The 24540-nt window shown below is 43.9% G+C and carries 18 protein-coding genes; 7 read left to right on the top strand and 11 right to left on the bottom strand.

Going from position 1 to position 24540, the window contains the following annotated elements; all coding sequences use genetic code 11:
• Positions 1-77: 77 nt before the first annotated feature.
• The 5 genes from AACR11_RS10760 to AACR11_RS10740 are packed head-to-tail and all read left to right on the top strand — an operon-like array spanning position 78 to position 5722.
• The gene (locus AACR11_RS10760; protein ID WP_029790391.1) at positions 78-1295 is read left to right on the top strand and encodes an AAA family ATPase; all 1218 of its coding nucleotides are present in this window, start codon (positions 78-80) and stop codon (positions 1293-1295) included.
• Positions 1296-1313: 18 nt separating this feature from the next.
• Positions 1314-2759 (top strand): CpaF family protein, encoded by a 1446-nt coding sequence (locus AACR11_RS10755; RefSeq protein ID WP_029790392.1) that lies wholly within the window; start codon positions 1314-1316, stop codon positions 2757-2759.
• A 12-nt stretch (positions 2760-2771) separates the two neighbouring features.
• The gene (locus AACR11_RS10750) at positions 2772-3734 is read left to right on the top strand and encodes a type II secretion system F family protein (protein WP_029790393.1); all 963 of its coding nucleotides are present in this window, start codon (positions 2772-2774) and stop codon (positions 3732-3734) included.
• Between the two features lie 3 nt (positions 3735-3737).
• Positions 3738-4712, top strand: a complete 975-nt coding sequence (locus AACR11_RS10745) for a type II secretion system F family protein (protein ID WP_029790394.1) — start codon at positions 3738-3740, stop codon at positions 4710-4712.
• On the top strand, positions 4709-5722 hold the full coding sequence (locus AACR11_RS10740; protein WP_050582053.1) for a tetratricopeptide repeat protein: 1014 nt from the start codon (positions 4709-4711) through the stop codon (positions 5720-5722). Before AACR11_RS10745 ends, AACR11_RS10740 begins: the two co-directional genes overlap by 4 nt.
• A 195-nt stretch (positions 5723-5917) precedes the next feature.
• On the opposite strand, the gene AACR11_RS10735 is transcribed toward AACR11_RS10740, so the two are convergent.
• The 5 genes from AACR11_RS10735 to chrA form a co-directional block, all read right to left on the bottom strand.
• Positions 5918-7306: a vWA domain-containing protein gene (locus AACR11_RS10735; protein WP_029790397.1), complete on the bottom strand. Its 1389-nt coding sequence runs from the start codon at positions 7304-7306 to the stop codon at positions 5918-5920.
• A 10-nt stretch (positions 7307-7316) separates the two neighbouring features.
• Entirely contained in the window at positions 7317-7862 is a 546-nt protein-coding gene (locus tag AACR11_RS10730; RefSeq protein ID WP_029790398.1) for a TadE/TadG family type IV pilus assembly protein, read from the bottom strand.
• A 49-nt stretch (positions 7863-7911) separates the two neighbouring features.
• Positions 7912-8367, bottom strand: a complete 456-nt coding sequence (locus tag AACR11_RS10725) for a TadE/TadG family type IV pilus assembly protein (RefSeq protein WP_033001634.1) — start codon at positions 8365-8367, stop codon at positions 7912-7914.
• Between the two features lie 241 nt (positions 8368-8608).
• On the bottom strand, positions 8609-9700 hold the full coding sequence (locus tag AACR11_RS10720; protein WP_029790400.1) for a phosphatase PAP2 family protein: 1092 nt from the start codon (positions 9698-9700) through the stop codon (positions 8609-8611).
• 209 nt (positions 9701-9909) lie between these two features.
• Complete coding sequence (chrA, locus tag AACR11_RS10715; protein ID WP_009698697.1) at positions 9910-11049, bottom strand: chromate efflux transporter; 1140 nt, start codon at positions 11047-11049, stop codon at positions 9910-9912.
• A gap of 112 nt (positions 11050-11161) precedes the next feature.
• Here chrA and AACR11_RS10710 point away from each other — a divergent pair, with 112 nt between their 5' ends.
• On the top strand, positions 11162-12088 hold the full coding sequence (locus AACR11_RS10710) for a LysR family transcriptional regulator (protein WP_029790401.1): 927 nt from the start codon (positions 11162-11164) through the stop codon (positions 12086-12088).
• Between the two features lie 100 nt (positions 12089-12188).
• Here AACR11_RS10710 and AACR11_RS10705 read toward each other — a convergent pair whose 3' ends face one another.
• The 6 genes from AACR11_RS10705 to mrdA form a co-directional block, all read right to left on the bottom strand.
• Positions 12189-13622 (bottom strand): amino acid permease, encoded by a 1434-nt coding sequence (locus AACR11_RS10705; protein WP_079324721.1) that lies wholly within the window; start codon positions 13620-13622, stop codon positions 12189-12191.
• An 89-nt stretch (positions 13623-13711) separates the two neighbouring features.
• On the bottom strand, positions 13712-14161 hold the full coding sequence (locus tag AACR11_RS10700; RefSeq protein WP_009698695.1) for a beta-galactosidase subunit beta: 450 nt from the start codon (positions 14159-14161) through the stop codon (positions 13712-13714).
• A gap of 3 nt (positions 14162-14164) precedes the next feature.
• The gene (gene ebgA / locus AACR11_RS10695; RefSeq protein WP_029790402.1) at positions 14165-17263 is read right to left on the bottom strand and encodes a beta-galactosidase subunit alpha; all 3099 of its coding nucleotides are present in this window, start codon (positions 17261-17263) and stop codon (positions 14165-14167) included.
• A gap of 343 nt (positions 17264-17606) precedes the next feature.
• Entirely contained in the window at positions 17607-18593 is a 987-nt protein-coding gene (ebgR, locus tag AACR11_RS10690; protein WP_005449063.1) for a transcriptional regulator EbgR, read from the bottom strand.
• A gap of 234 nt (positions 18594-18827) precedes the next feature.
• Positions 18828-20720 (bottom strand): enterotoxin, encoded by a 1893-nt coding sequence (locus tag AACR11_RS10685; protein ID WP_029790403.1) that lies wholly within the window; start codon positions 20718-20720, stop codon positions 18828-18830.
• A gap of 370 nt (positions 20721-21090) precedes the next feature.
• Positions 21091-22995: a penicillin-binding protein 2 gene (gene mrdA / locus AACR11_RS10680; protein ID WP_029790404.1), complete on the bottom strand. Its 1905-nt coding sequence runs from the start codon at positions 22993-22995 to the stop codon at positions 21091-21093.
• A gap of 456 nt (positions 22996-23451) precedes the next feature.
• Here mrdA and galE point away from each other — a divergent pair, with 456 nt between their 5' ends.
• A complete protein-coding gene (gene galE, locus AACR11_RS10675; protein ID WP_050921731.1) occupies positions 23452-24471 on the top strand; it encodes a UDP-glucose 4-epimerase GalE in 1020 nt (339 codons plus the stop codon).
• Positions 24472-24540 lie beyond the last annotated feature (69 nt).

Below are 24540 nucleotides of genomic sequence, written 5' to 3'. Positions count from 1 at the left end.
ACTAATCGAATAAAAAGAACAAGCAAAGACGTCGTGATTTTTTATGAAGCATACGCACCAGTATGGAAGGGTGAGTTATGGGTGAAACCGTTTTTATGCAGCCGGAAAGTGAGCCAACAATCAATAGATTGAAGACAAATTTGAAAGTGTGGGTAGTGTATTCGAGTGAAGCATTTCATCTTCATATGAAGTCTGAACTCGCTAAATGCCGTAACTTACATCTCGACTTTTGCTCTTTGAATAACGTTAGCGAAACCTTTTTACACAACCTTGCTGCACCAGATCTTATCTTCGTCGAAGCTGGTGATGGTTGGGCGCAAAAGATGCAAGAGATGCAGCAATACAACTTCTCTTGGGGCGAGCACGAATCATCATTAATCGTTTTTGGTGATGAAGGTGATAGCGAGATGCTCAGAACTGCTCTGCGTATCGGCGCCAGTGATTTTCTGTCTCGGGAGATTACCATCTCTGGCATGATGCCGATGCTAGAGAAAACGGCAACCCAGAAATTGGACAGCTTGTCTTTTGGGGAGTTGTTTCTTTTTATCAATTCGAAAGGTGGTATGGGGGCGACAACGCTGGCGCTTAATTCTGCAATTGAACTTGCCAGTTACCACCAAAATAAAGTTTTGCTGCTCGATATCGATCTGCAGTTTGGTGTCATTCCTGACTATTTAAATGTTCAGCCTGCCTACAGCATTTCGGATGCCATCGCGATATCGAAAGACCTCGATGAGGTGTCTCTCGGTTCTCTCGTTCATAAACATGAATCTGGCTTACATATACTCAGCTTTAAGCATGAAAATTTAGCTGATGATTTTGAGCAGGCAAAAAGAATAGGTCGGTTATTACCGATATTAAGGCGTTTTTATCCTTACACCATTATTGATCTGTCGCGAGGAGTTGACCATGTGTTTGCATCGACCATTGCTCCTGCGACGCGCGTTTTTTTGGTTGCTCAACAAAATTTAGTGTCGGTAAGAAACAGTGCAAGATTACTGAACTCCCTCGCTTTTGAGTATGGATTGCAAAAAGAGATCATCGAAGTGATCGTCAATCGATATGAAAAAAGACAAAGCATCAAGATCGGAGACATCGAACATGCACTCAAAGGGCAGCAGCTTCATCTGGTACCAAATGATTTTAAAGTGGCAATCGACAGCGCCAATTTAGGCAAGCCATTTGTGAGTACTAAAAAAAGAAGCTTTATTACCCGCTCCATTATCGACTTTTCTCACAAAATCGTACCCCCTGAAAAAGTGGAAAAAGGCTGGTTTAGCAAGCTGTTTTCATAGGGAACTTGGGAGATAACGATGTTCTTTAAACGTAAAAATTTAAACCCTGACTTCGAGCATAAAGCGAATTTAGAGGACGACAAAACGAAAGCACTAGAAGGGGTTGAACCTTCTCAGGAGACTGCGAGTGTTGATAAGAAGCTTGAAGCCCAGCAAGCTAAAGAACAAGCCATTGAAGAGGCAAAACGAGCCTTGGAACAAGAGCTAGCGGTTAAGCACTATTACCACAAACAACTGTTAGAAACATTGGACTTGGGATTGCTCTCGAATTTAGGTCAGGAACAGGCGAAGAAAGATTTGCATGAAGCCATTCTTCAAATGATGAATGATGATCCTTCACAAGCGCTCAGCGCTGAAGGGCGAAAGCGAGTTATAAAACAAATTGAAGACGAAGTATTTGGCTTAGGCCCTTTGGAGCCTCTACTCAGTGATGACACGGTTTCTGATATTTTGGTTAATGGAGCCAAGAATGTTTTTGTAGAGCGTAGGGGTAAACTTGAGAAGACCCCCTACACATTTCTTGATGATCGCCATCTGCGGAACATCATTGATAGGATTGTGAGCCAAGTAGGGCGCCGAATCGATGAATCTTCCCCTATGGTTGATGCGCGCCTACTTGATGGCTCTCGCGTCAATGCCATTATCCCTCCTTTGGCGCTTGATGGTCCCTCCGTGTCTATTCGACGCTTTGCCGTTGAACGACTCAAAATGTCGAACTTTTTAGACTTTGGCACGCTCTCACCGCAAATGGCGACATTTGTTGAGGCAGCGGTAGAAGGCGAACTGAACATTCTTATTTCTGGTGGTACAGGTTCAGGTAAAACCACAACCTTAAACATCCTATCTGGTTACATCCCAAGAGATGAACGTATCATCACAATTGAAGATTCCGCCGAGCTTCAACTTCAACAACCTCATGTTATTCGTCTAGAAACTCGACCTGCAAACCTAGAAGGAAAAGGCGAGATAGGGCAGCGTGAGCTAGTGAAAAACTCCCTGCGTATGCGCCCAGATAGAATTGTAGTTGGTGAGGTTCGTGGTAGTGAAGCCGTGGATATGTTAGCTGCAATGAATACAGGTCATGACGGCTCACTGACGACCATACATGCTAACTCACCAAGAGATGCATTAAGTCGAATTGAGAATATGTTCTCAATGGCTGGTTGGAATATCTCGACAAAGAATATCCGCTCGCAGATTGCTTCTGCGATTCACTTGGTCATTCAAATGGAAAGACAAGAAGATGGTCGACGTCGCATGGTGAGTGTGCAAGAGATCAACGGCATGGAAGGAGAAGTGATCACCATGTCAGAAATCTTTAAGTTTGAGCGTCAGGGGCTTGATAGTGAAGGTAATGTGCTTGGACACTTCGTTGCCACAGGAGTGGTTCCACAAGCACATGATGCTCTAGCAAAAAGAGGGTTTAACTTACCGTTTGAACTCTTTACCGATGAGCATAGCTAGAGGAGATCTATCATGGATGAAGTTACGATTTCACTCATCTTGCTCTTTGCTGCGGTATTACTGATTTCTCAAGCATTACTGCTTCCTGTTGTAGGTAAGAAAAGTAAGCACCGAGAGCTGTCTAACCGGCTCAAGCAGAACCGAAATGTAGATGAACAAAGTTTATCTTTACTTAAAGAACACTACCGAAAAGAGCTCTCCCCAACGGATCAATTCTTAGTTCGTTTTTCCTTCTTCGCCGATATAAGAAGAGTCATTGAACTAGCAGGTTTGAAGGTTGGCGTCGCAAGTTTTTTGATGACCGTTGTATTAGTGGGCTTCGCCTTTTCCCTTGTTGGCATCATGCTCAAACAGGAATGGTATATCTGCGTTGCGCTTTTCTTCCTATCTATGTCTGGTGCTTACTTTTACGTACAAAGAAGAGTTGAAAAGCGATTAGCCCTTTTTGAAGAGCAGTTACCGGAAGCTTTGGATATTATTCGCCGTTCGTTACAAGGTGGACAGCCTCTCGTTAAAGCATTTCGAGAAGTTGGAGAAGAGATGTCACCACCTATCAGTATCGAATTTCAAAACACGTACAACTTGCTTAATTTTGGTTATGACCTGCGTTTAGCGATTTTACAGATGGCGGAACGAGTGCCAACGATCTCCATGCTGGCTTTTTCTAGTGCCGTGTTATTGCAAAAAGAGACTGGGGGGAATCTAACAGAGAACCTGCAAAATGTATCTCAAGTGCTACGAGCAAGATTTAAGCTAGAACGAAAAATAAAAACCTTGTCTGCAGAGAGTCGTTTATCCGCATGGATACTCACCTTATCTCCCTTTATCTTGTTCTTAGGTCTGAAGATTTTTAACCCAGAATATATCGAACCTTTGTATGCCGATCCTCGGGGTTTAAACATGATCAGCATTGGCGTGATCCTACTTGCAATTGGTGCGGTTTGGATAAAGAAAATTGTCAGTATCGAGATATAAATTATGGAATATTTGAACCTAACATATTGGCAAAATATGATATTGAACTTCGATACTAATGCTCAATATCTGTTTTATGGGCTTGTTCTGCTAACCACAATGGCGTTTACGTTCACTGTAGGTTTTATTGTTTTTGGTCTTCGTTCTCCGTTAGATAAGCGTGTTCGAGATATTAATACTTCAGGCAATACTGGCAAAGACACAACAGCGGCTAAGTTTGCTCACACGTTAGATTCACTCAGCCCTTACATTGCTCAGGGTAGTGAAAAGGAGAAAGAAACCTACATACAGAAACTGATGCATGCTGGATTTCATAATAAGAGCGCTTTGTCAGTGTTTTACGCACTGAAAGGACTTTCTGCTTTGCTTGGTTTGATCATTGCGTTTGGCATTTACTATTTAGATATTGGTGGTTCGTTTCAGAACTTGTTCATTATTACCGCTGTGTTTATTGGCGTTTTCTTACCGAACATATTGTTAGAGCATATGAAAAAGGAGCGTCAGAGAAAAATACGCAATGGTGTACCAGATGCTTTAGACCTGTTGGTTGTATGTACAGAATCAGGTTTGGGTTTTAACGCTGCATTAAACAGGGTAACAAGGGAGTTGTACGTTTCTCATCCGGAATTTGCAGATGAGCTCGATACCGTGTGTACCAAAATACAAGCAGGGGTCACGATGCCAGATGCCCTCGCTCAGTTAGTTTCTAGAACTGGGCTGGTGGAGCTGTCTGGTTTGGTCTCTGTGTTAACCCACGCGGCTAAAATCGGTGGTAGTTTGGGAGAGACCTTACGTTCCTATACCGACGATTTTAGAGATAAACGACAACAAGCAGCAGAAGAAATTGCCGCTAAGATTCCTACAAAGATGCTGTTCCCAATGTTGCTGTTTATTTGGCCATGTTTTTTCATTGTTGCACTAGGACCAGGCATCTTGATTGTCCTTGATGCACTGTCTGCACCAGGAGCAAGTCTATGAATAACCTAAAACTTACGACCCTAACTCTGTGCATATCGTTAGCGACCGTCGGATGTACGAGCTCACCAGAGCCAAGCGATGATTTCAATGCTGCGCTGTATTCGGGCAAGCCAATAGATAGCTTGTCCAGTGATGCACCGCCATCAACCGAGAAAGAAGCTATTATGCGAGGTGATGTTGCACTACGAGAGCAGAATTTAGACCTTGCACTGTACGAATACATTCGGTCGTTGAGTTATCCAGAAAAGCAGTACCATGACAAAACACTCATGACGATAGGGCAAATACACGTAGCGCGTCAAAATGATCAACTGGCAGAAAAGGCGTTTCTCGCGTCAATTGAAAACAATCCTGAAAATGCAGCTGCCATGGCAGAGTTGGGGCTGCTGTATTCGAAGCAAGGAAGAATGAACGATGCGAAGAAGTATTTTGTCCAAGCGATAAATCAAGACCAAAAACGATTGAACTCTAGCACCACTGTGAGTGATTCCAATAGCATTGAGACGATACGGTCGCTTGCCATTGATAGTAGCTCGCCTGCTGTTGCTTATATGGGGCTAGGGGTCTTTTCTGATGTCAAAAGAAAGCACGATATTGCGCAAGAGTTTTTCAAGAAATGTTTAGAAGCTAATCCAACCTCAATTAAAGGGTTAGTCAATATGGGCTATTCACGTTACATGAGTGGTGATTATGCAAGTGCAAAACGTGTGACCGCTACGGCTCTTCAATATGACCCAGACAATGAGCGAGCAATTAATAATCTGGCATTGATTTATCTTGCAAGGGGAGAAAGCCAGCGTGCATTGAGCCTTTTCAAGCGTCAAATGTCAGATGCTGAAGCACTCAATAATGTCGGTTATTTCTTAATGCTTCAAGGTAAACCTGATGAAGCCATTCCGTACCTTCAGCAAGCGATTGACAAGAAACCATCCTATTACAAAGTAGCGAACGAAAACCTTGCTCGAGCATTAACTGAAGTGAGAAAGAAAGATAAACCAGCGGCGTGGTAAGTTGCTATTTTTGATTTATCCTACTTTTGAATTACGAACATAAAAAACAACTCAATGGTGAGTTGTTTTTTTATGCTTCCTAGAAGCTAGAAGCTAGAAGCTAGAAGCTAGAAGCTAGAAGCTAGAAGCTATTTGTGCAAAGTCAGTTAGAACGGCAGTTACCTATACATTCATCCGCGCTCGGGTTGTCAGACTCTACAGTGTTAGGCGAATAATGACATCCAGCATCTGGTCGAAGCAAGGACCTAATGCTTCCTCATCAACCGCGTGACAGTACACACCTTGCAGTTGTGTTGGCTTAAAGTCGCTAGAAAGGCTTGGGCGACTGAGCATACTCGGATCATTTGCCATACGTAACAATAGGTCTTCCCCTTTCTCCATATCGGGACCAGAAAAACTGGTGAGAGACGAACCTAGACCTAGGGTAAACACGTAGATGTCTTCTTGTCTGGCTTTTTCCGCCATATCTTCGACTAAGTTGCGGGAAATACGATTGACCCGCTGATAAAGTTGAGCCGCAGTATGAGAATTTGGATTGTACTGAGCGACAGGACGTACAGGGTGAGTTGGGTTAAGTACTCTGAACTCCGAGGCATTAACGCTGTGAGTATTATAGTAGTCGGGGAAGCGTCTTAATTTATCGTCAATATTCGAGCCATGATAATCACCGTTAGATGCCGTCGTATTCACTCGGTTATGTCGCCAAAGTCCTCTAGGGGTCCCGTTTGACGTACTATCCCCCGAGCGAATAGAGCCTCTATGCCAGCCCGTTTCACCAACAAACCGGAAACGGCTTGAGAACGTGTTTGGTGCCCCATCAGTAAAGAACACTATCACCTTTAAGTTGGCAGGGTTGGAAACATTGCGTATCCCATCAAGAGCGCGATACAGACCTTCAGAGGCATTCGTGTATTGTGGAGAAGAGAAAGAGCCAAACGTAAAACTATCAATGGCACTTATCAAAGCTTGTCGTGAATGCCCTCTGGTGCTGTTAAACGTCACTGGAGTTTCCGCGCCGTATGCGTACTTCACGATAGAAACTCGGTCGAAGTTTTCGTTGAAGTTTTTTACGAACGACTTAGACCGATCAATCACATCTTGAGTTACATCGCCTATCGAACCAGAACGTAGTGAGGTTGTGTTGTCTACAACCAAGACTAAATCAACCGGTCTGCGAATGGTTTGAGCCTCAGCACTCACGTCCCAATTGCTATAACCAAACACACTCAAGAATGGATTCACTAAGCTAGCCGACGCGTTCAGATTGATGGAAACATTGCCAAATGCATCTGTGGAAAAATTAATCTGACCTAATGATGGATTGCTGTCGAGGTAGTTGGTTGGAATGTTGGCAGAGAAATATTTGTTTGCCGCTGCTCTCGCGGCAGATTCCCCATTTGCCACCGCTCGAGCTGCAGCAATACCGGCCGCATCTAAAGCGGCGAAGAGTTTGGCTTTTACTAAATAGGCTCGACCAGAATCTAGTGCTAGACCGGTAATCATTAAAAAGAAAGGAAGGGCGATGACGGTTAGCCAAATTACTAGCCCTTTAGACTTGCGGTGGTTTTTTGTGACATTCATCATAGCGACTACCTCACAAATAAGTGACTTCACCTATGGTGAAGCTGCTGTCAAAAACAAATGTAGAAACGGGGTCGTAGTCGTAAAAAACTTCAACGACATAAACAATCTCACTATCGTCTAGTGCTATCGGAAAATTTGATAATGCTGGTTTTGGACTTCCAAGATTGCACTCACCGTTACTCTGCCATGAGCCGCAACTTGACCATACTTGGCTGGCAATTGTAAGACCAGATTGATTCCAACGAATTTGTCGTGAGAGGTAGGGAGATTGGTTTTGTCTCCCAACAACAAGGCTGATGTAGATTGCTCCTTTAGTGGAGAGATCTATCGGTGAGGACGTTGAGGCGACAACATCCATTACCTCTTGTGGGGTTTCCGTACTGCTACGGGAGATCAGACTTGCTCCTTCTCGGCTTACATTCACCACAATACTGTTGGCTTGAAGTAGCTGAGTTAACTCAAATATACCCATCGCAACAATGAGCATCAAAGGTGCAATGATGACCATTTCTATCGATGCGAATCCTTTGGCTTGTTTTCGTCGTGCTTTGAACATGTTCTTATCCTTGTTCATTCTAGAACTGCTGTTTAGCAGAAAAGGCGTGCTAGAATGCCTCGTTTTTCATTGCTGAGCTTACGGTGAACTTGTAATGACCATTTTGGACAAATGGTCGAATGAAAGGGCTGAAGCTTGGCCACTCACAATCCAGATGAATGGAAATGAGCTGTCTTGGTTGTCCAAATCCAGCAACACTGTTTCCATCGATGTCTTCGACGCGAATGTTGCTGGTGTTGGTGACTCGGGATAAAAGACCGTCGGATGCATTATCAATTTTTGCAATAACGGCTGCGCTACGGTCGCTACTGTTATTCGGATCTAAGTCAGTCCGCCCAGTGATCGCATACCGAGCACCTTCTCTAACTGCATGTTGCATTGTCAATTTGACGTAACCAAACACTCCGAAATCGACAATAGTGAAGAAAATGATCATGTAAAAGAAGGCTACTATCGTGAATTCAATTAAAGCGGTGCCGATCTGGCGTATCTTTCTTACCACCATAACTGTGCCCCTTACCCTTAACTTTCCGGTATTACAGCGCCAGATGTAAAAATTTGGCGAAAGGTGAATCAAAATCACCTAAAATCAAATAGATAGTTCTAACGCGATAATAATATTTGTCCCATACTTAGGTATAGCAGTAGATTAATGACTTTTCGAATTTGAATAAGTAGTTTAATCAATGGTTTATTTATTAATGGTCTCAGTATCAAAAGTGAGAATTATTGTATTTTTACATGGGTTATTTAGTCATTTTTAAATATCTTCCGACTAATTTCCAAAGTAATATGGTTATGACAATACTTACATAACCATCGATAGCATAATGCCATGCAAGGTGTATAGACCCGATTTGAATAATAGCAGTGAATATCCAAGCAAATAGTCCGACTGTTTTTTTTACCTGATATAGTGCTAGGGCGGAAACCGTTGCAATAGAGACATGCATACTTGGCATTGCAGATATTCCAGAACCTACACCACTTTCATTGTTTACATAATCATTCCAAAGCGAATCTTGAGTTCCTAGAGCCCACAGGGGCATGTCGATGTATTTCAATATATAATCATTTTGAGAGTGTAACCTATCCATCAATAAACCATATCGTGCATCATCTAGTAATGCTTCATAGAAGCATGGACCAGCAGAGGAAAGTAAGGTCGCTAATAAAGCGCCAAATATCATCCAGCAAGACAAAAAAGAAAGAATGAACTGGAGTCTAATCTTAGGGTTTGACTGAGAACAGATAAAATAAATAAGAACACCAAGAAAGTAGAAAAACCAAAGGTTATAAAAAATATTAATAATTAGACTCATCCACGGACTACTAAATATAGTATGCGTTATGATCCAAGGGTCTATGCCAAAATGTAATAAACGATCTATATCTGCAAAGAGTTCATCATATTTGAAAGCATGAAGAAAAGGGATAATAGACTTCAAATAAGTGAAAGAAGAGAAAGTTACATGAACAGCAGTGATCAAGAAAAGTATATATAATGGTCTATTTATTGGTGTTAACGAACTTTTAGCTTTGTAAAAAAATGCCTTTAACGGGTGAGGCTCTAGCTTGAATAAAAGATAGAAGTAATAATATATTCCCCATGCATTTAAAAAAACAAACATGGAAATACCCAATATTCCCAAATAGGTAAAAAAAGAAAATGTTATTCCACCTGGAGAAAAAAAAGAAATAATATAGGTAATGACTGAAGAGAGAATAATAAAGTAATAGATGAGCTTGTCATCTTTAAGATCAGATTGAATCTCTTTCAAGAAACGATGTAATTTTGTAGATAAATTAACCTCAGACTTTACACACTCATTTTCCATATATTATTAACCTAGTATGAAAACGTTGCTATTGAGTATAGTCGTAGTTAGAGGTGGTAATTTGATTAATGAAGATTAAAGTTTGGTGAGGAAAATTTGAATAGTAATGAAAATTGAATTTTTTAAATAAAATTAATAGGTTATGTTAATGCGGTAATGTCAGAGTAGGGATGAAAAAGCACTGCGCATGCAGTGCTCTGTGCCACTCTCTACATCATGCCGGTCACAATGCCTGCTGCGACAAAGAATACGATCATCCAAAGTACAGATAGATTGAGCTTTTTATGTAGGTAGAAACCGGCAATGACTAATGCGATATCAATCGGAGCAATCACAGCACTAGTGAATACTGGTTGGTAAAGTGCCGCTAAGAGTAAACCAACTACTGAGGCATTCACGCCATTAATTGCGCCAGATACCGCAGGTTTACCAGCTAGAGCTTGCCAGTTTTTCAGCACGCCAAGTAACAGCAAAAAGCCCGGAAGAAAGACACCCAGTGTTGCAACTAGCGCCCCTAGAATTGGTGTATCCGATAGTTCATAGCCAATGTAAGTTGCGAAGGTAAACATCGGTCCAGGTACAGCTTGCGCTGCTGCATAGCCCGTTAGGAACGCATCTTGGCTGAGCTGATCGCCAACAATATTTTGCAGCAATGGAAGAACCACGTGACCACCACCAAACACTAAACTGCCGGCTTGAAAGAAGTCGCTAAATAACCCTAACATCGGTAGAGCGTGAGCCACCAAAGGCAAGCCAACAAGAAGTACGGCAAACAGAGCGAGTGGAGCGATAGTTGGTTTGAACGGCTCTGCTGGTGTGGTCGATTCTTTCTTTAGATATTGAGTACCAATCAAACCGGCCACTACTAAGACCAACATTTGTGTCATGATGCTAGGTGCAACCAATAGCGCTATTGCGGTTGCTACACACAATCCTGCTGTTAGTTTGTTTTGGCAGAAATTTTTGTACATTCCCCATGTCGCATCAGCGACCACCACAACAGCCAGTAACTTCAAGCCGTGTACGATGTTTTGGAACAGTGCCGTATCCGTGATTTGGCTGCTCACCATTGCAAGTGCCAACATGATGATCACCGAAGGCAGCGTGAATCCAAGAAACGCCATACAAGCGCCGCCCAGACCTCCGCGTTTGTAACCTAATGCAAAGCCAACTTGGCTTGACCCCGGTCCCGGTAAAAATTGGCTCAACGCCACGATTTGTGCGTATTCGCTATCATCAATCCACTTGAGTTTTTCTACGAATGTTTGGCGGAAGTAACCGATGTGTGCTGCAGGACCACCGAAACTGATCCAACCAAGCCAAAAAAAGGTTTTAAAAATGGTAAACATATTGAGCCTGTTAAATCTCCAATAACACTCCAGTTACTGTATGAAATGTACTAAGATGACTCAAATTAATAGTTTTAATTTCATCTATGAATGAAATGGGATTGGGTGATTTGTGAAAGATGATATTCAGTGGCGTAACATCGATTTGAATCTGTTGGTGACTTTCTCTTATCTGTATCGCTATCGCAGTGTGAGTTTGGCTGCCGAGAAGAGTTTTGTCAGTCAGTCCGCCATGAGCCACAGCTTATCGCGTTTACGTGTGCTATTTGATGACCCTCTGTTTGAGCGTAAAGGACATAAAATGGATCCGACTGAGCACGCGCATCATATCGCGCCAACAGTGCATCATTTATTGGATTCCATTGCCAAAGACTTGCTGACTAAGTCCGAGTTTCAGCCAGAAAACTACACTGGCGTGTGTCGCATTGGTCTTACCGATTACGCTGAATTCATCTTCGCCCCTCTGCTTTATGATGAAATCCGCAAGCGCGCGCCAGAAGCGCAAATCAGCTTTATCAATGTTAACCGTAGCAACTATGTCGCCATTACTGAACACGACAAGCTCGATGTCATTCTTGGTAGCATGCCCGTACTCGATGACAACTTTGATAGCCAATATCTCTACACTGAAAAGCATGTGTGCCTATGCGATAAGCAGGTTTTAAACGGTGAGACTGAATTATCGATTGAAGCATTTGCCAATATTGAACAAGCCTTGGTGAGCCCGGATGGCAGTTTAAGTACACAGGTAGACAAAAAACTCGCAGAACATGGTTTAAGCCGCAAGGTAACAGTAGCTTCACGTAACTTCTTGACGATCCGTAATCTGCTTAAACAACGTAATTTGATTGCTATTGTGCCGGAAAAAATGGCATCAGCAGAAGGCTTTTCAGATGGCTTAGTGTCTGTGCTGCCGCCGATTGCGGTTGCCGATTTTGATATTGCTATGCTGTGGCACACCAGTCGTAACAATGAAGACAAAGGGATGTGGCTACGTCAGTTGGTGGCAGATATCGTTACTTCAACGCACTCTCGCTGAACCTAGCATTTCGAGGTTACTTGGGTATAAAAAAGGGCACCGATGGGTGCCCTTGGTCTGACGAATGTGGTCAGGTGCTATCAAGCGTTATGTGTAAGGCTTACATTGCTTGAGTTGCTGGCGCTGCTTCTTTGGCGCGCTCTTCTTGGTCGAGTGATTTTTCGTACTGGCTGTACTTCCACCAAGCAAAGCCAAGGAAAATCACAATGCCACCAACATTGTAGAAAATAATCGTCATGATGTCTGCGCCAGTTGGGAAGGTTGACGCTAGGAAGCCCACAGTAAAGATAACGATAAGCACAGAAACCGCAGCGATACCTGTCATACGAGAGCCCATTTTGAAATCACGTTCTAGATGGTCCAGTTTTAGGCGTAGGTTTAGGTAAGCCAACATGATAAACAGTGGTGGCAACATTGAAGCCGCCGCCGTCATGTTGATGACCGTGTTCATCAGATCTTGCGCTGTGTTCGAGCCTAAAGTCGGGATGATCATCAGTGGAATAACGATAAGGAATTGGTACCAAGCCGCACGAGCAGGCACGCCGTTTTCATTTAGCTCTACGGTTTTCTTACCAAAGATACCTTCTGGAATTTCAGAGAAGAAGATTTTCACTGGTGTCGCTGTCCACATTAGCAGAGAGCCGAACATTGCAGTAAACGACACTAAGCCTACAAAGCGGTTCATCAATATTTCAGGCAAGCCGAAGTGCGCCGCTAAACCTTCAAATACTTGTACAGAACCACCCGTGTATTTAAGTGTTTCGCTAGGTACGAATACGTTAATCAGCACTGAAGCGACACAGTAAAGTACGCCGATGAAGATACCTGCAACGATGATCACTTTAACAAAAGACTTTGAGCCGCCTTTCACGTCGTTTACGTAAACCGCCACCGATTCAGCACCGCCTGCAGCCATAAAGATCCAAGTGGTAATGCCTAGGAATGCCCAGCTAAAGTCTGGCACCATGGCTTCTACTGTGATTGGTTCAGCAGGTTGAACGCCACCGACTAATGCAGCGCCAGCAAGCAGGATGTACGACATAGTCAGTAGTAACATCAAAGAAGAAGTGACTGAAGTAATTGGACCCAACATCTTCGCACCGTTGGTTGATACGTAAGTTGCGAATGCAAACAGAATCATACTCAGTGCTGTTGTGGTGAGTGGGGTCAGAATGTATTCATAGCCAAGGAACGCGTATGACGCATAAGCAATAACGCGTGGCAGCAATGACGTGAAGAAAAATAGGTTAACAAACCAGTAGGTGTAGGCAGAGATAAACGCCCAACGTCCACCAAGTGAGCTTTTTACCCATGCATATACACCGGCTTCCGAGTCTTTGTTTAACGATACAAACTCTGCGATGATCAAACAGAAAGGAATAAAGTAAAAAATGGTTGCCAAGAAGAACATTGGCGCTGAAGCAAGACCGATCTCAATGTTGTTATTAATTACGTTGTTGAAGCTAAAGACCGCGGCAAAGGTAAGGGACAACAACCCGAATTTGCCTATCGTATTACGTTTGGATTCAGACATTTTCTATCTCCGATGAATCACGTTGGAATTGTAGGGAGGAAGGGCTTGCATTGCTGTGAGCGCAGCCCTTCTCTTGTTCTTTGCTTTTGTTATTTATTTAAGAAGTAGCCATCTTCGATAGTGACTTTCAGCACGACCTTTCTAACGCGGTTATCACCGTGGAAGCGGTAGGCTTTGGTGTTATCGAAAATCGCTACTTGCCCCTCACAAAGCTCACGAGTATCCCCTTGGCCAGAAAGGAACTCGCGGTCAGTTTCATCTTGGTAAGCTTGCTCAGGTTGTAGGTTTTTCTTGTCTGCGAACTCCACCGTTTCGCGACCTTCAAGGTAGTAATGCACGTCGAAGTAGCGGCGGTTGCCTTCAAACATTTCAGTTTGTTTTGTGCCGTCTTGAATCATGTAAACCAAGGAGTCTCCGATGGAATACATCACGCCATCTTTAAGGTTTACGGTGTTCTCAATTGCCTCGACACAGCGCTGCCATTTACGCCCATTGCGGTACACGACTTTGAATTGGTCTAAGTTGTCTAACACGATCATGGATTACGCCTCGTTTGCTGTTTGAGTATTGGATTGAGTGAAGAACGCATTGTCGAAATCATGGTTTGCCATGGCTTGTGCACTGCAATCGCCAGCTTGAAGCGGCATCATCGTTAAGCCATAACGGAATTCATCCATGTACACGCGGTATGAGTCGAGCACTTCGCTTCCCCACGAGTTTGAGCCCAGTCCCATCACTTGATGGTCAAGGTTGAGCGTGATGTAGCCGCTCTTTTCTAGCTCAATGGTGTGTTGCGCTTCGTGCAGGTTTTGGTTGGTGTAGAACCACGCACTGAAGTTGATTTCTTGTTGTGGTTTCACCAACAACCCCGTCCCGTGACGATTCGTTAGTGATGCCCAACGAACGTGTTGGCGGTTACCGTTGTTTTGTGGGAACGGGTAGTTCTCAAACATGTTGGCTACCGTGCTGTGGTAAACATCAATCAAGTTGGCTTGGCGGCTGTCTTGGTAGTTTTCTTCAGGACCGCGACCGTAGTAACTGACTTGGTCAAAGCTGCCGTTGATGCCCAAATCCAAACCAATTACAGGGATAACATGCGGGTAATCGCCGTAGCGCTCGCCACTCAGTTCCACATTCAAATGCCCTTGTGCGTTGATTTGGTAGCGGTAGGTACAGCGCATGCCAAAATCGAACACCGGCGGTGCAATGATGCTGGTGGTCGTGATCGAAACCGAATCATCGGTTGCTTCGACTTGCAGCGTGCGGAAGTGCTCTTGCATGATTTGCAAGTGTGCTGGGTGCCACAAACCTTCGTACTCTTGTTTGTGGTTATCAATCATTGGCTTGAAGAAGTTCAGTCTAGGCTCAGATTGAATCAGCTCTTCACCATTGACGAGCCAAGAGGTCAGCTTGCCGTTGACTTTAGAGAAAATCAGCGTGAAGTTGTGACCTTCAATCACGTGTTCCAAGCGGCTTTCTGTTGTTACTAACGCTTGCGCATTGTGGTTAACAAATTCGGCTTCACTTGCTGTGTTTTCTTTTAGCTGGAACTGGTAGGTCGCGATGTCGTGGTTTGCTTCGCTGTACAGAGTTCGACTGTCTTTACGCACGGTGAAGTTAATAAAGGCTTCACGCTCGTCCAGTTCAGGCAAATTAATCGTGATTTCACGTGCGCTGTTCGCTGCAAGCTCTTCGACCTTAAACTGCACGCAGCGCAGCGTTTCACCTTCCGCTCGGATATCTGCAGTGATGGTGTAATCATTCAGGTTGGTGAACCACAATTTGTTCTCTATGGTAAAGCGGTCTTTTGTGCCTTCCACCGCGTGAATTTTCACTGGTGCGATAACTTGTTTGTATTCTTTTAAGCCTGGTCCCGGCGTTTGATCTGGGTAAATCAAACCATCCATACAGAAGTTGTAGTTGTTTGGATAATCGCCGTAGTCGCCGCCGTACTTGTAGAACTCTTGACCATTTTCATCGCGCGCTAATACGCCATGGTCACACCATTCCCAAACGTAGTGACCTTGAATGTGGTCATGCTTGTAGAACACGTTTTGGTATTCCGTCAGACCGCCAGGTCCGTTACCCATCGCGTGTGCGTATTCGCAGATGATGCGAGGTTTGTCGTGCGGGTGTTCACCAAAGTGGTTCATGAGCTGAGCACGTGAGTACATGGTTGAAATGACGTCAACCACTTCTGCATCGCGGTCCTCTTCGTAGTGTACTAAGCGAGTGTCATCAATCGCCTTAGTTGCGCTGTACATCGCGCGGATATTGCAGCCGTAACCAGACTCATTACCCAGTGACCACATGATGATCGAAGGGTGGTTCTTTTGAGCATGAACATGGCGCTCTGCGCGATCGACAAACACACCTTCCCATGCTGGGTCATTGGTGATGCGGCTGAGATCGCCAACGTTAGCGAAGCCGTGGGTTTCTACGTCGGTTTCTGCCATTACGAACAAGCCGTAAATGTCACACAGCTCGTAGAAGCGTGGGTCGTTAGGGTAGTGCGCGGTGCGAACTGAGTTGATGTTGTGCTGTTTCATCAAGATCAGGTCTTTCTCGATGCGATCCATGCCAACAGCGCGACCTTTTAGGTGGTCATTATCATGACGGTTTACACCGTGCAGCATCACGTATTGGTTGTTGATGTAGAACAGACCATCACGCACTTTAATGTCTCGGAAGCCAACACGTTGCGGAATCACTTCGACAACATTGCCTTGTGTGTCTTTTAGTGTAATGAACAGTTGGTAAAGGTATGGATTTTCCGCTGTCCAATGGGTTGGGTTCACCACATCAATGGCAAAGCTTGCTTGGCTGTTGTCCTGAATAGTCAGTGAATCACATTGACCGCTTGCAACCACAGTGCTTTTATCTTGAAGGGCATATTCCAGCGTGTAACCAGACGCAACCGTAGTCGATAGGTTTTCTAGTTCAACTTGGCAGCTTAAGGTGACACTTTGGTAATCGTCGGCGAAATCAGTACGAACAGTCAGATCTTGGACGTGAACGTGCTCTTTTCCGATAAGGTACACATCGCGGAATATACCCGCCGTCCACCACATGTCTTGGTCTTCAATGTAAGTCGAATCTGCCCACTGCATCACACGTACAGACAGTAAATTTTCACCTTGTTGTACATAAGAAGAGATGTCGAACTCTGCGGTCAATCGACTGCCTTTGCTAAAGCCAACGTAATGACCGTTTACGTAAACTTCGAAGTAGGTTTCAACGCCATCAAATTTGATGATGGTTTGTTTGTCGTTCCAGTTTTCACCCAGAGTGAACGTGCGTTGGTAAGCACCTGTCGGGTTATCTGTCGGAACAAAAGGCACATCGATAGGGAATGGGAAGCCTTCATCTGTGTATTGAAGGTCGCCATGACCTTCCATTTGCCACATGTTTGGAACGGTAATTTGTCCCCATTCTTCCATTTTTTGCGAGTAAAACTCTTCTGGCACCAAGAGAGGATTGGTGAAGTAGTTGAATGTCCATTGACCACTTAGCAGTTTGAAGCGGCTGCTCAGTTCTCGTTGGAATGTTTGTGCGTTTTTAATTGAATCGTAAGAGAAGAAGTAAGCACGTGGTGCCATACGATTCTCATGCAGGTGAAGGAAGTTTTCCCAATTGTTCACGTTTGTTCTCCCCTCGGCTTAGTTTGGTAGCAGGCAAAGGAGGAGTCCAATGCTTGAAGCTATCCAAAAGAAATGCAGCCGATGTCATTTGAAAAAGAGTGATGAATTATCTAGGAAAAGATTTTAGTAAAAGTTTTACTAAAATAAATTAGTGAAAACGTTTAACTTTAACTTGGTCACGTTTTATTGGACGATCATTGAACAAGATGTGATCAGGATAAAGGAATGGCATCCCAAGCCGATTTCTTAGGTAAAGTGGATAAAAAATAGCTAGATTTAAAGAGGGGATAATAAAAAAGCACTGAATATTCAGTGCTTTATAAATTTGATGATGTGAAGGGAATTACTGAGTGGTGCCGCGGAGTTTTAATTTGCTCGGCACATGCACTTGTAGAGGCAGTGCGCGACCGTCGCGGTATTTTTCTACTAATAAATTTACCCCTTGAATACCCATCATCTCAGAATGAATGCGCACAGTTGAGAGTGGTGGGAAGGTAAATCGGGCGGTTGGAATGTCATTGACGCTGATTAGGGCAATGTCTTGTGGAATGTTCAAACCGAATTCATGAATCGCGCGTAAAACACCAATTGCAATTGAGTCTGAAGCGATAAAGAGCGCTTTAGGAAAATCGCCTTTTGCTAACATGGCTTTTGCTAAATCGTAACCAGATAAGCTAGAGAAGTCGCCGCGATAAATATCGTCTTCTGACACCACGCCTTTTAAGCTGCCGTATTCTACAAATGCATTTTCACGAATGTCTGCAGTGTTTGGTTCATCTTGACCACCAATAAAACCAATCCGTTCGTAGCCTTGTTCAACAAAGAAGTCGACCACTTGTTTACTGATTCGCGCAAGATCGATATCAACACAGTCGTATGTGCTATCGCTGTCAGAGAAGTCGATGTAGCAAATGCTGTCAGTAAGACGTTTAGGCAATTTACGAATCACGGCGCTGTCAGTTTTACCTACCAGAAGGATACCGGTGATCTTTTGCGTTTCTACATCGATGATGCTGTCGTAGCAATTGGTTAGCGTAATGCCCAATTTGTCACACTGGGTTTCAATCCCGTGACGAATCGACAAGTAATAAGGGTCATTCACCTCGGCTTCTTGCTTGTAGTTATACAAGGCTAAGAAGTGGTGTTTTTGTCTTGCCTCTTTGGTGGCTTTTTTGGAACTGCTGGTGCGGTATTCCAGCTTTTCTGCGATTTCTAAGATGCGGTGTTTGGTTTCTTCTTTTACGCTCAAAGTCGGATCATCATTTAACACGCGCGATACGGTCGCGAGTGAGACGCCAGCTTCAGTAGCGATATCTTTTAGTGTTGCCATGTGCACTTCCCGTAGGCAAAGCTCACTGTCCCAGTGAGAAAAGCAATAATCCCACCATTGTAAACAGCTACTTATGGATGCACAAACTTTTAGTAAAACTGTGCGATCGGGGAAGTGAAGTTATCTGCCGGAAGAATACGTTAAGCACTCGTTGCTCTATCGTATTTGATGGTATTAAGGTCTGAGAAAAAGCGAACAAAGGCACCATAACAGTGCCTTTTCTTTGATTACTGGTTATTTATTCGCGTTGATGACTAAAGTTTGTAGTGGCTGCAGGGTTATGACTACTGGGCCGGTGTAGTGAGATGGAATTGTGTTGTTTTCACCGTAAGCCATTTTTAGCTTGAACTGCCCATTTGCACCTGTAGGCAATTCAAAATCACGATTGAGATCCAAGTAATATTTTTGTGGTTTATCCGATGGGTTACGCAACGAAATTACGGCTTTGTTTTCATTCCATGACGCAAAACCATACACCGCTAAGTTAGTTGGATTGCCACCAATCCAATGTGAATCCACCAAAACATCGGCGTTCTCTCTTGCCCATTTAGCTGCTTTTGCAAGAGTGTCCCATTTAGTTGAATTGAGCATATCTGGCGTAATATACATTTCTTGTAGTTGTGTGCCAGTTGCAAAATATGACCATACTTGATCGGCAAAATCTTGATCGGATTGTACTTTCTCAAGTCCATAATAAGCGTTTTTGGCGCTGACAATACCGTGAAGCATTATCGAACTCATCGGGAATAATGGACCTTTACGGACAATCGAACGATATGTTTCAGCGTCTCGGTAAGTGACCCACTGTTGTGTTGGAGAGCCATCACCATAAAGGTTGATATCATCACCTTGGCGCCAAATTGAGTCAGCGAAGAATAACCATGATGGGCTTGCGTTGGTCCCGGTCGTTAGGTTGATAAATACTTTATCATTGGCCTTGTGCATGTTCTCGATCAACTGAACTGACGCATCAAAATCGGAAGCAAATTGACTGCCTTTTAAGTGAGATGTTGCGTTGCCCATTCCATCAAGTTTAAACGATGAAATATGTTCGTTTTTAATTAGATTGGTGATTTTGTCATTGAAGTTTTTGAAGTACACCGGACCTGAGAGAGCAAACTTACCATCCACCGTTTCGAAACCATTTTCCTTTGCATGTGAAACGCGAATGTCACGTGGCTTGTTATAGCCTCCCCAAGGGGAAAGCCACAAACCTACACTAGTATTCATTGAATCGGCTAGCTCTTTTACGCTCCTAAACCCATCAGCAAATGCTGAGCCAAAATCCCAGTTTCCTGTTAAGTCATCCCAGCCGTCATCAAGTAAGAACCCATCAAGAACTACGCCGCGTTTTTCCACCAACTCATGATAAATCTCTTTCATTCGTCCTTTAATGTCACTTTCTGTATAAGGAGTGAAAAAGCCAATATCCATCCATGAATTGTAATGTAAATATGGTTTGTAGGGACGTGGTCGCATTGCTTCAATGAACTTGTTGAAGTCGCGTCTTAATTGACTGACTTCGCTAAATGTACCGATATAAGTTGTATATCTTAATGGGGCGTTTGTGCTTATTGGAGTGACAATATCAATATTGAGGTTGGTTTTCGTTTCGTAAGCATAGGTATTTACAATCGGTTTACGCGGCAGCATGAAGAACGTATCCGCGATAATTGGTGAGCTGTTAATGCTACCGTCAACATAAGGCGCTTGCGTTTGTTTTTTGGTTGGCAAGAAAGTGATTTTTTTGATCTTGCGATCGTTACCAACAGCTTTGATTTTGTAATCAACACTCACATATCGTTGTTTGATTACGTTCAAAGTGACATCCACTTCAAAATCATTGCGAACAAAAGTGAGATTGATGCTGTCACCATCTTTCTTGTACTTTTCCAACTTAAAATCTTTGGTATGAAGTGTTGTTTCATTCGGTAGAGTAATGAAGAAAAGTTCAGTTGGGGTGATTTGTTCATCCGTATTATTATTGATCAATGACACGACACCTGAGTTATTATCAAATGTTATTGCCATTGCATCATTGGCTATTTCCATTGAGTACGCATTCCCTATGTAAGCTGCCGAGACTATAACCGCCAACCCACTAGCTTTCAAAGTCTTGTAGTTCATTGATTTTCCCTTACTGATTATTTATTGCTCTTACATTTGAAATCACCATCCCTGTTTTCGTTGAGCTTGCTGTCACAAATCTTCTGCTTTTCCAATTTGCGCAAATTGTCTTTCGGTTTAAAAAGAGTGAAATCCAAAAACTTTATTTTCTTAGTGATGAGGGGTGAACTATTGATGATTTCGTTTTAGCAAACGAAAGGGGGGTTATTGATAGTGATGTTCTTCTCGTTGTTATTCGCTTCTGATTTATCTCACATTTTTTGTATTTTATAGAATTTGGGTGGGTGGGGTTGTGCTGGAAAACAAACAAAAGCCCAAGTGGCTAGGACATCCACTCAGGCTTTGTTTATTGGGTGTTGTTCTGGCGTATTTAAGACTTCACCTTATTGCTGTCGTCTTTGTCGTGATGGACAAGCAAGTGATCAAACACATTTCGAATGAACGGCGCGCCCACTTTAGAGCCACCATTACCGTGCTCGATAACCACGGTCGCCACGTATTTGGGTTTATCGTATGGTGCAAACGCGGTAAACAATGCGTGGTCGAGTAGGTGGTTTGCGAGTTTTTTGGAGTTGTAGACTTCGTCTTTGCGCAGACCAAATACCTGCGCAGTACCTGACTTACCGCCACTGCTGTACTCTGCGCCTCTAAATGCACGGCGACCAGAACCATGAGCCCCATTATTTACCAAGCGCATGGCGTTGATTGGAATATCCCAGAACTTCTCTGGTACTCCTTCGATAGAAGGCAGCGCTTTTGGTTTAACATCGACTTGGTTTTCGAAGTCTTCCCCATGTTCAATCACGGCTTTGAGAAGGTGTGGCGCTTTCATTTCGCCATGATTAATGAGGAATGATGTTGCTTTGGCTATCTGCATTGGTGTTGCTGTCCAATAACCTTGCCCAATACCGATAGGCACCGTATCACCTTGATACCAAGGGGTGCGATGACGTGCGATTTTCCATTCTCGTGTTGGCATGTTTGCGCTGCTTTCTTCGTAAATATCGATACCCGTTGGCAAGCCAAAGCCAAACTTATTCATCCATTTCGAAATGCGGTCAATCCCAAGGTCAAATGCGGTCTGATAAAAGAAGGAATCAACTGATTCCTCAATTGCCTTGGTGACATCCACGTTGCCGTGACCCCAACGTTTCCAATCTCGCCATGCTTTTGAATTTGGTTTAGAGCCAGGAATACGCCAGAGACCGTGATCGTTGCGCACGGTACTTGGTGTGATAACGTGTTCTTCAAGCCCAGCGACGGCCATAAAAGGTTTTACCGTAGAAGCAGGAGGGTAAACGCCAAGCGTTGTACGGTTCACAAGTGGGTGAGCTGGATCATTGAGTAAGGCACGGTAGGCTTTGCTAGATATGCCGTTAACAAAAGGGTTTGGGTCATAACTCGGACTTGATGCCATGGCTAATACGCTATTGTCGCGTGGATCGAGCACGACTGCGCTGCCTTGGCGATGGTTGAGTTGTTTGTAGACATACTCTTGTAGCTCAATATCCAGATTCAATACGATGTCTTTTCCGGGAACTGGCGGCACATATTTGATCGTACGAATCACGCGACCGCGACTGTTTACCTCTACTTCCTCGTAGCCTTTGGTGCCGTGGAGGATGTCTTCGTAATAACGTTCAACACCTAACTTGCCGATGTTTTGCGTTGCCTGATAATTCTGTGCTTTGCCTTCTTCATCCAGTCGACGCAAGTCTCGATCGTTGATGTGAGAAACGTAACCCAAAACATGGGTCAGTTCTTCGCCGTAAGGGTAGTAACGTTTGAGATCTGCGGTAACAAAGACGCCGTTAAACTCGTGCTGATGAACAGAAAAGCGCGCCACTTGCTTGTCATTCAGTTCGTTCATGATCGTGACAGAACGAAAGCGGCGAGTGTGCTTGTAACGCTTTTTAAAGGATTCGACTTGATCTGGGGTGATATCAATATAGTGACGCAGTTTTTCAATTAATGCATCTGGATCGTCCGCCTGTTCTGGGATCATATCTAAGTTATAAACAGGACGGTTCTCAGCCAACAAAACGCCATTTCGGTCATATATAAGACCACGGGTAGGGGCTATTGGCAGGATCTTGATTCGGTTGTCGTTCGAGCGAGTTTGGTAATCTTTGAAGTGATTAACCTGCAAGTTATAAAGGTTAGCAACCAGTCCTCCCAACAAAATAACCATGCCGATAAAAGCAACGATGGCGCGGTTTTTAAACAATCTTACTTCCTGATTGTGGTCTCGGAATTCGTTTCGCTTGCGTAGCATGGATGCCCTTTAGGTTTGGTCTTTGTGCTCAATGTGCCCCAATAAAAGAAAAGACATGGATTTTAGTCTTGTTACAAATGGTTACATTTGGGGCGGGGCTACTGTAACGAGCTTTGCACCTTGTTTTGTAAGAGCAATGTCAGGGATCTAAAGCGAAGCCTGATCTTTCTTGCGTTGCGCGTCACCTTTTAATGTTGCTGTGAAGATGTAAACGTTTATACATCTTGTCTAGTATTTTTTCGTTTTGATTCCTTAAATGAATAAGTTTTCTTTAATCTTATTAAGTTTTATGTGTTGTGCAATTTTGTGGAAACGTTTACACAAGTTTGAATTTGATCACGGATCTAGATCGGTTTTGGTTGGTAGACTTTTAACCAGTTAAGCGATCTGCGAATTTGCTTGGTTAATAGGCTCAAATCGTTACCAAGCATGAGCAGCAACAATGGGGAAGCAAAAGTGAAAGTTCTTATCACAGGCGGTATGGGGTACATCGGTAGCCACACATGCGTACAGATGATTGAAGCAGGTATGGAGCCAATCATTGTCGATAACTTGTGTAACGCCAAAGTAGAAGTGCTTAGTCGTATTGAAGCGCTGACAGGTAAACAACCCGTCTTCCATCAAGGTGATATTCGTGATGAAGCCTTTTTAGACTCGGTTTTTGCTGAGCATGATATCCAAGCCGTGATTCACTTCGCTGGTCTAAAAGCCGTTGGAGAATCCGTTGCGAAGCCGTTGGAGTACTACGATAACAACGTGAATGGCTCGCTCGTTTTGGCACGCAGTATGCGCAAAGCTGGGGTGAAAAGCATTGTCTTCAGTTCATCCGCGACGGTGTACGGCGACCCTGACATTGTACCTATTACTGAAGACTCGCCAACGGGCGCAACCACCAACCCATACGGTCGTAGCAAGTACATGGTGGAAGAGTGCTTAAGTGATCTGTTCAACGCAGAAAACGATTGGAGCATTACTTTACTGCGCTATTTCAACCCAGTGGGTGCACATCCATCCGGCACCATGGGTGAGGACCCTCAAGGTATTCCAAACAACCTAATGCCGTTCATTGCACAAGTCGCAGTCGGTCGCCGTGAAAAACTGTCGGTATTCGGCAATGACTACCCAACACCAGACGGCACGGGCGTTCGTGATTACATCCACGTGATGGACTTAGCGGACGGTCATATCGCAGCGCTGAAATCGGTCGGTGATAAAGCCGGTTTGCACATTTACAACTTAGGTACGGGAAAAGGCTCTAGCGTGCTTGATATGGTGGAAGCGTTCGCGTTGGCTTGCGGTAAGCCAGTGCCTTACGAGCTGTGTCCTCGCCGTCCTGGTGACATTGCAGAATGTTGGGCAAGTACTGAAAAAGCAGAGCGAGATCTTGGCTGGAAAGCGACTCGCAGCGTTACTGAAATGACGGCGGACACGTGGAAATGGCAGTCAAATAACCCGCAAGGCTATTCCCCTGCGTAATTGATGCTGCAGCGTTGTCGCCTGTACTTTCCAATTCCAATCACATAGAAAACCTATGCTCATGGATAT

The organism is Vibrio sp. L85, from assembly GCF_963871815.1.
In the GTDB taxonomy this organism is placed as follows: domain Bacteria; phylum Pseudomonadota; class Gammaproteobacteria; order Enterobacterales; family Vibrionaceae; genus Vibrio; species Vibrio harveyi.
This window is presented reverse-complemented; position numbering and strand designations above follow the sequence as displayed.

Coding starts and splice junctions, on each gene's coding strand:
- AACR11_RS10755 (WP_029790392.1), top strand. CDS start 1,314: ATGTTCTTTAAACGTAAAAATTTAAACCCTGACTTCGAGCATAAAGCG.
- AACR11_RS10750 (WP_029790393.1), top strand. CDS start 2,772: ATGGATGAAGTTACGATTTCACTCATCTTGCTCTTTGCTGCGGTATTA.
- AACR11_RS10740 (WP_050582053.1), top strand. CDS start 4,709: ATGAATAACCTAAAACTTACGACCCTAACTCTGTGCATATCGTTAGCG.
- AACR11_RS10745 (WP_029790394.1), top strand. CDS start 3,738: ATGGAATATTTGAACCTAACATATTGGCAAAATATGATATTGAACTTC.
- AACR11_RS10705 (WP_079324721.1), bottom strand. CDS start 13,622: ATGTCTGAATCCAAACGTAATACGATAGGCAAATTCGGGTTGTTGTCC.
- AACR11_RS10725 (WP_033001634.1), bottom strand. CDS start 8,367: ATGGTGGTAAGAAAGATACGCCAGATCGGCACCGCTTTAATTGAATTC.
- chrA (WP_009698697.1), bottom strand. CDS start 11,049: ATGTTTACCATTTTTAAAACCTTTTTTTGGCTTGGTTGGATCAGTTTC.
- AACR11_RS10685 (WP_029790403.1), bottom strand. CDS start 20,720: ATGAACTACAAGACTTTGAAAGCTAGTGGGTTGGCGGTTATAGTCTCG.
- AACR11_RS10735 (WP_029790397.1), bottom strand. CDS start 7,306: ATGATGAATGTCACAAAAAACCACCGCAAGTCTAAAGGGCTAGTAATT.
- AACR11_RS10730 (WP_029790398.1), bottom strand. CDS start 7,862: ATGTTCAAAGCACGACGAAAACAAGCCAAAGGATTCGCATCGATAGAA.
- AACR11_RS10760 (WP_029790391.1), top strand. CDS start 78: ATGGGTGAAACCGTTTTTATGCAGCCGGAAAGTGAGCCAACAATCAAT.
- ebgR (WP_005449063.1), bottom strand. CDS start 18,593: ATGGCAACACTAAAAGATATCGCTACTGAAGCTGGCGTCTCACTCGCG.
- AACR11_RS10700 (WP_009698695.1), bottom strand. CDS start 14,161: ATGATCGTGTTAGACAACTTAGACCAATTCAAAGTCGTGTACCGCAAT.
- mrdA (WP_029790404.1), bottom strand. CDS start 22,995: ATGCTACGCAAGCGAAACGAATTCCGAGACCACAATCAGGAAGTAAGA.
- AACR11_RS10720 (WP_029790400.1), bottom strand. CDS start 9,700: ATGGAAAATGAGTGTGTAAAGTCTGAGGTTAATTTATCTACAAAATTA.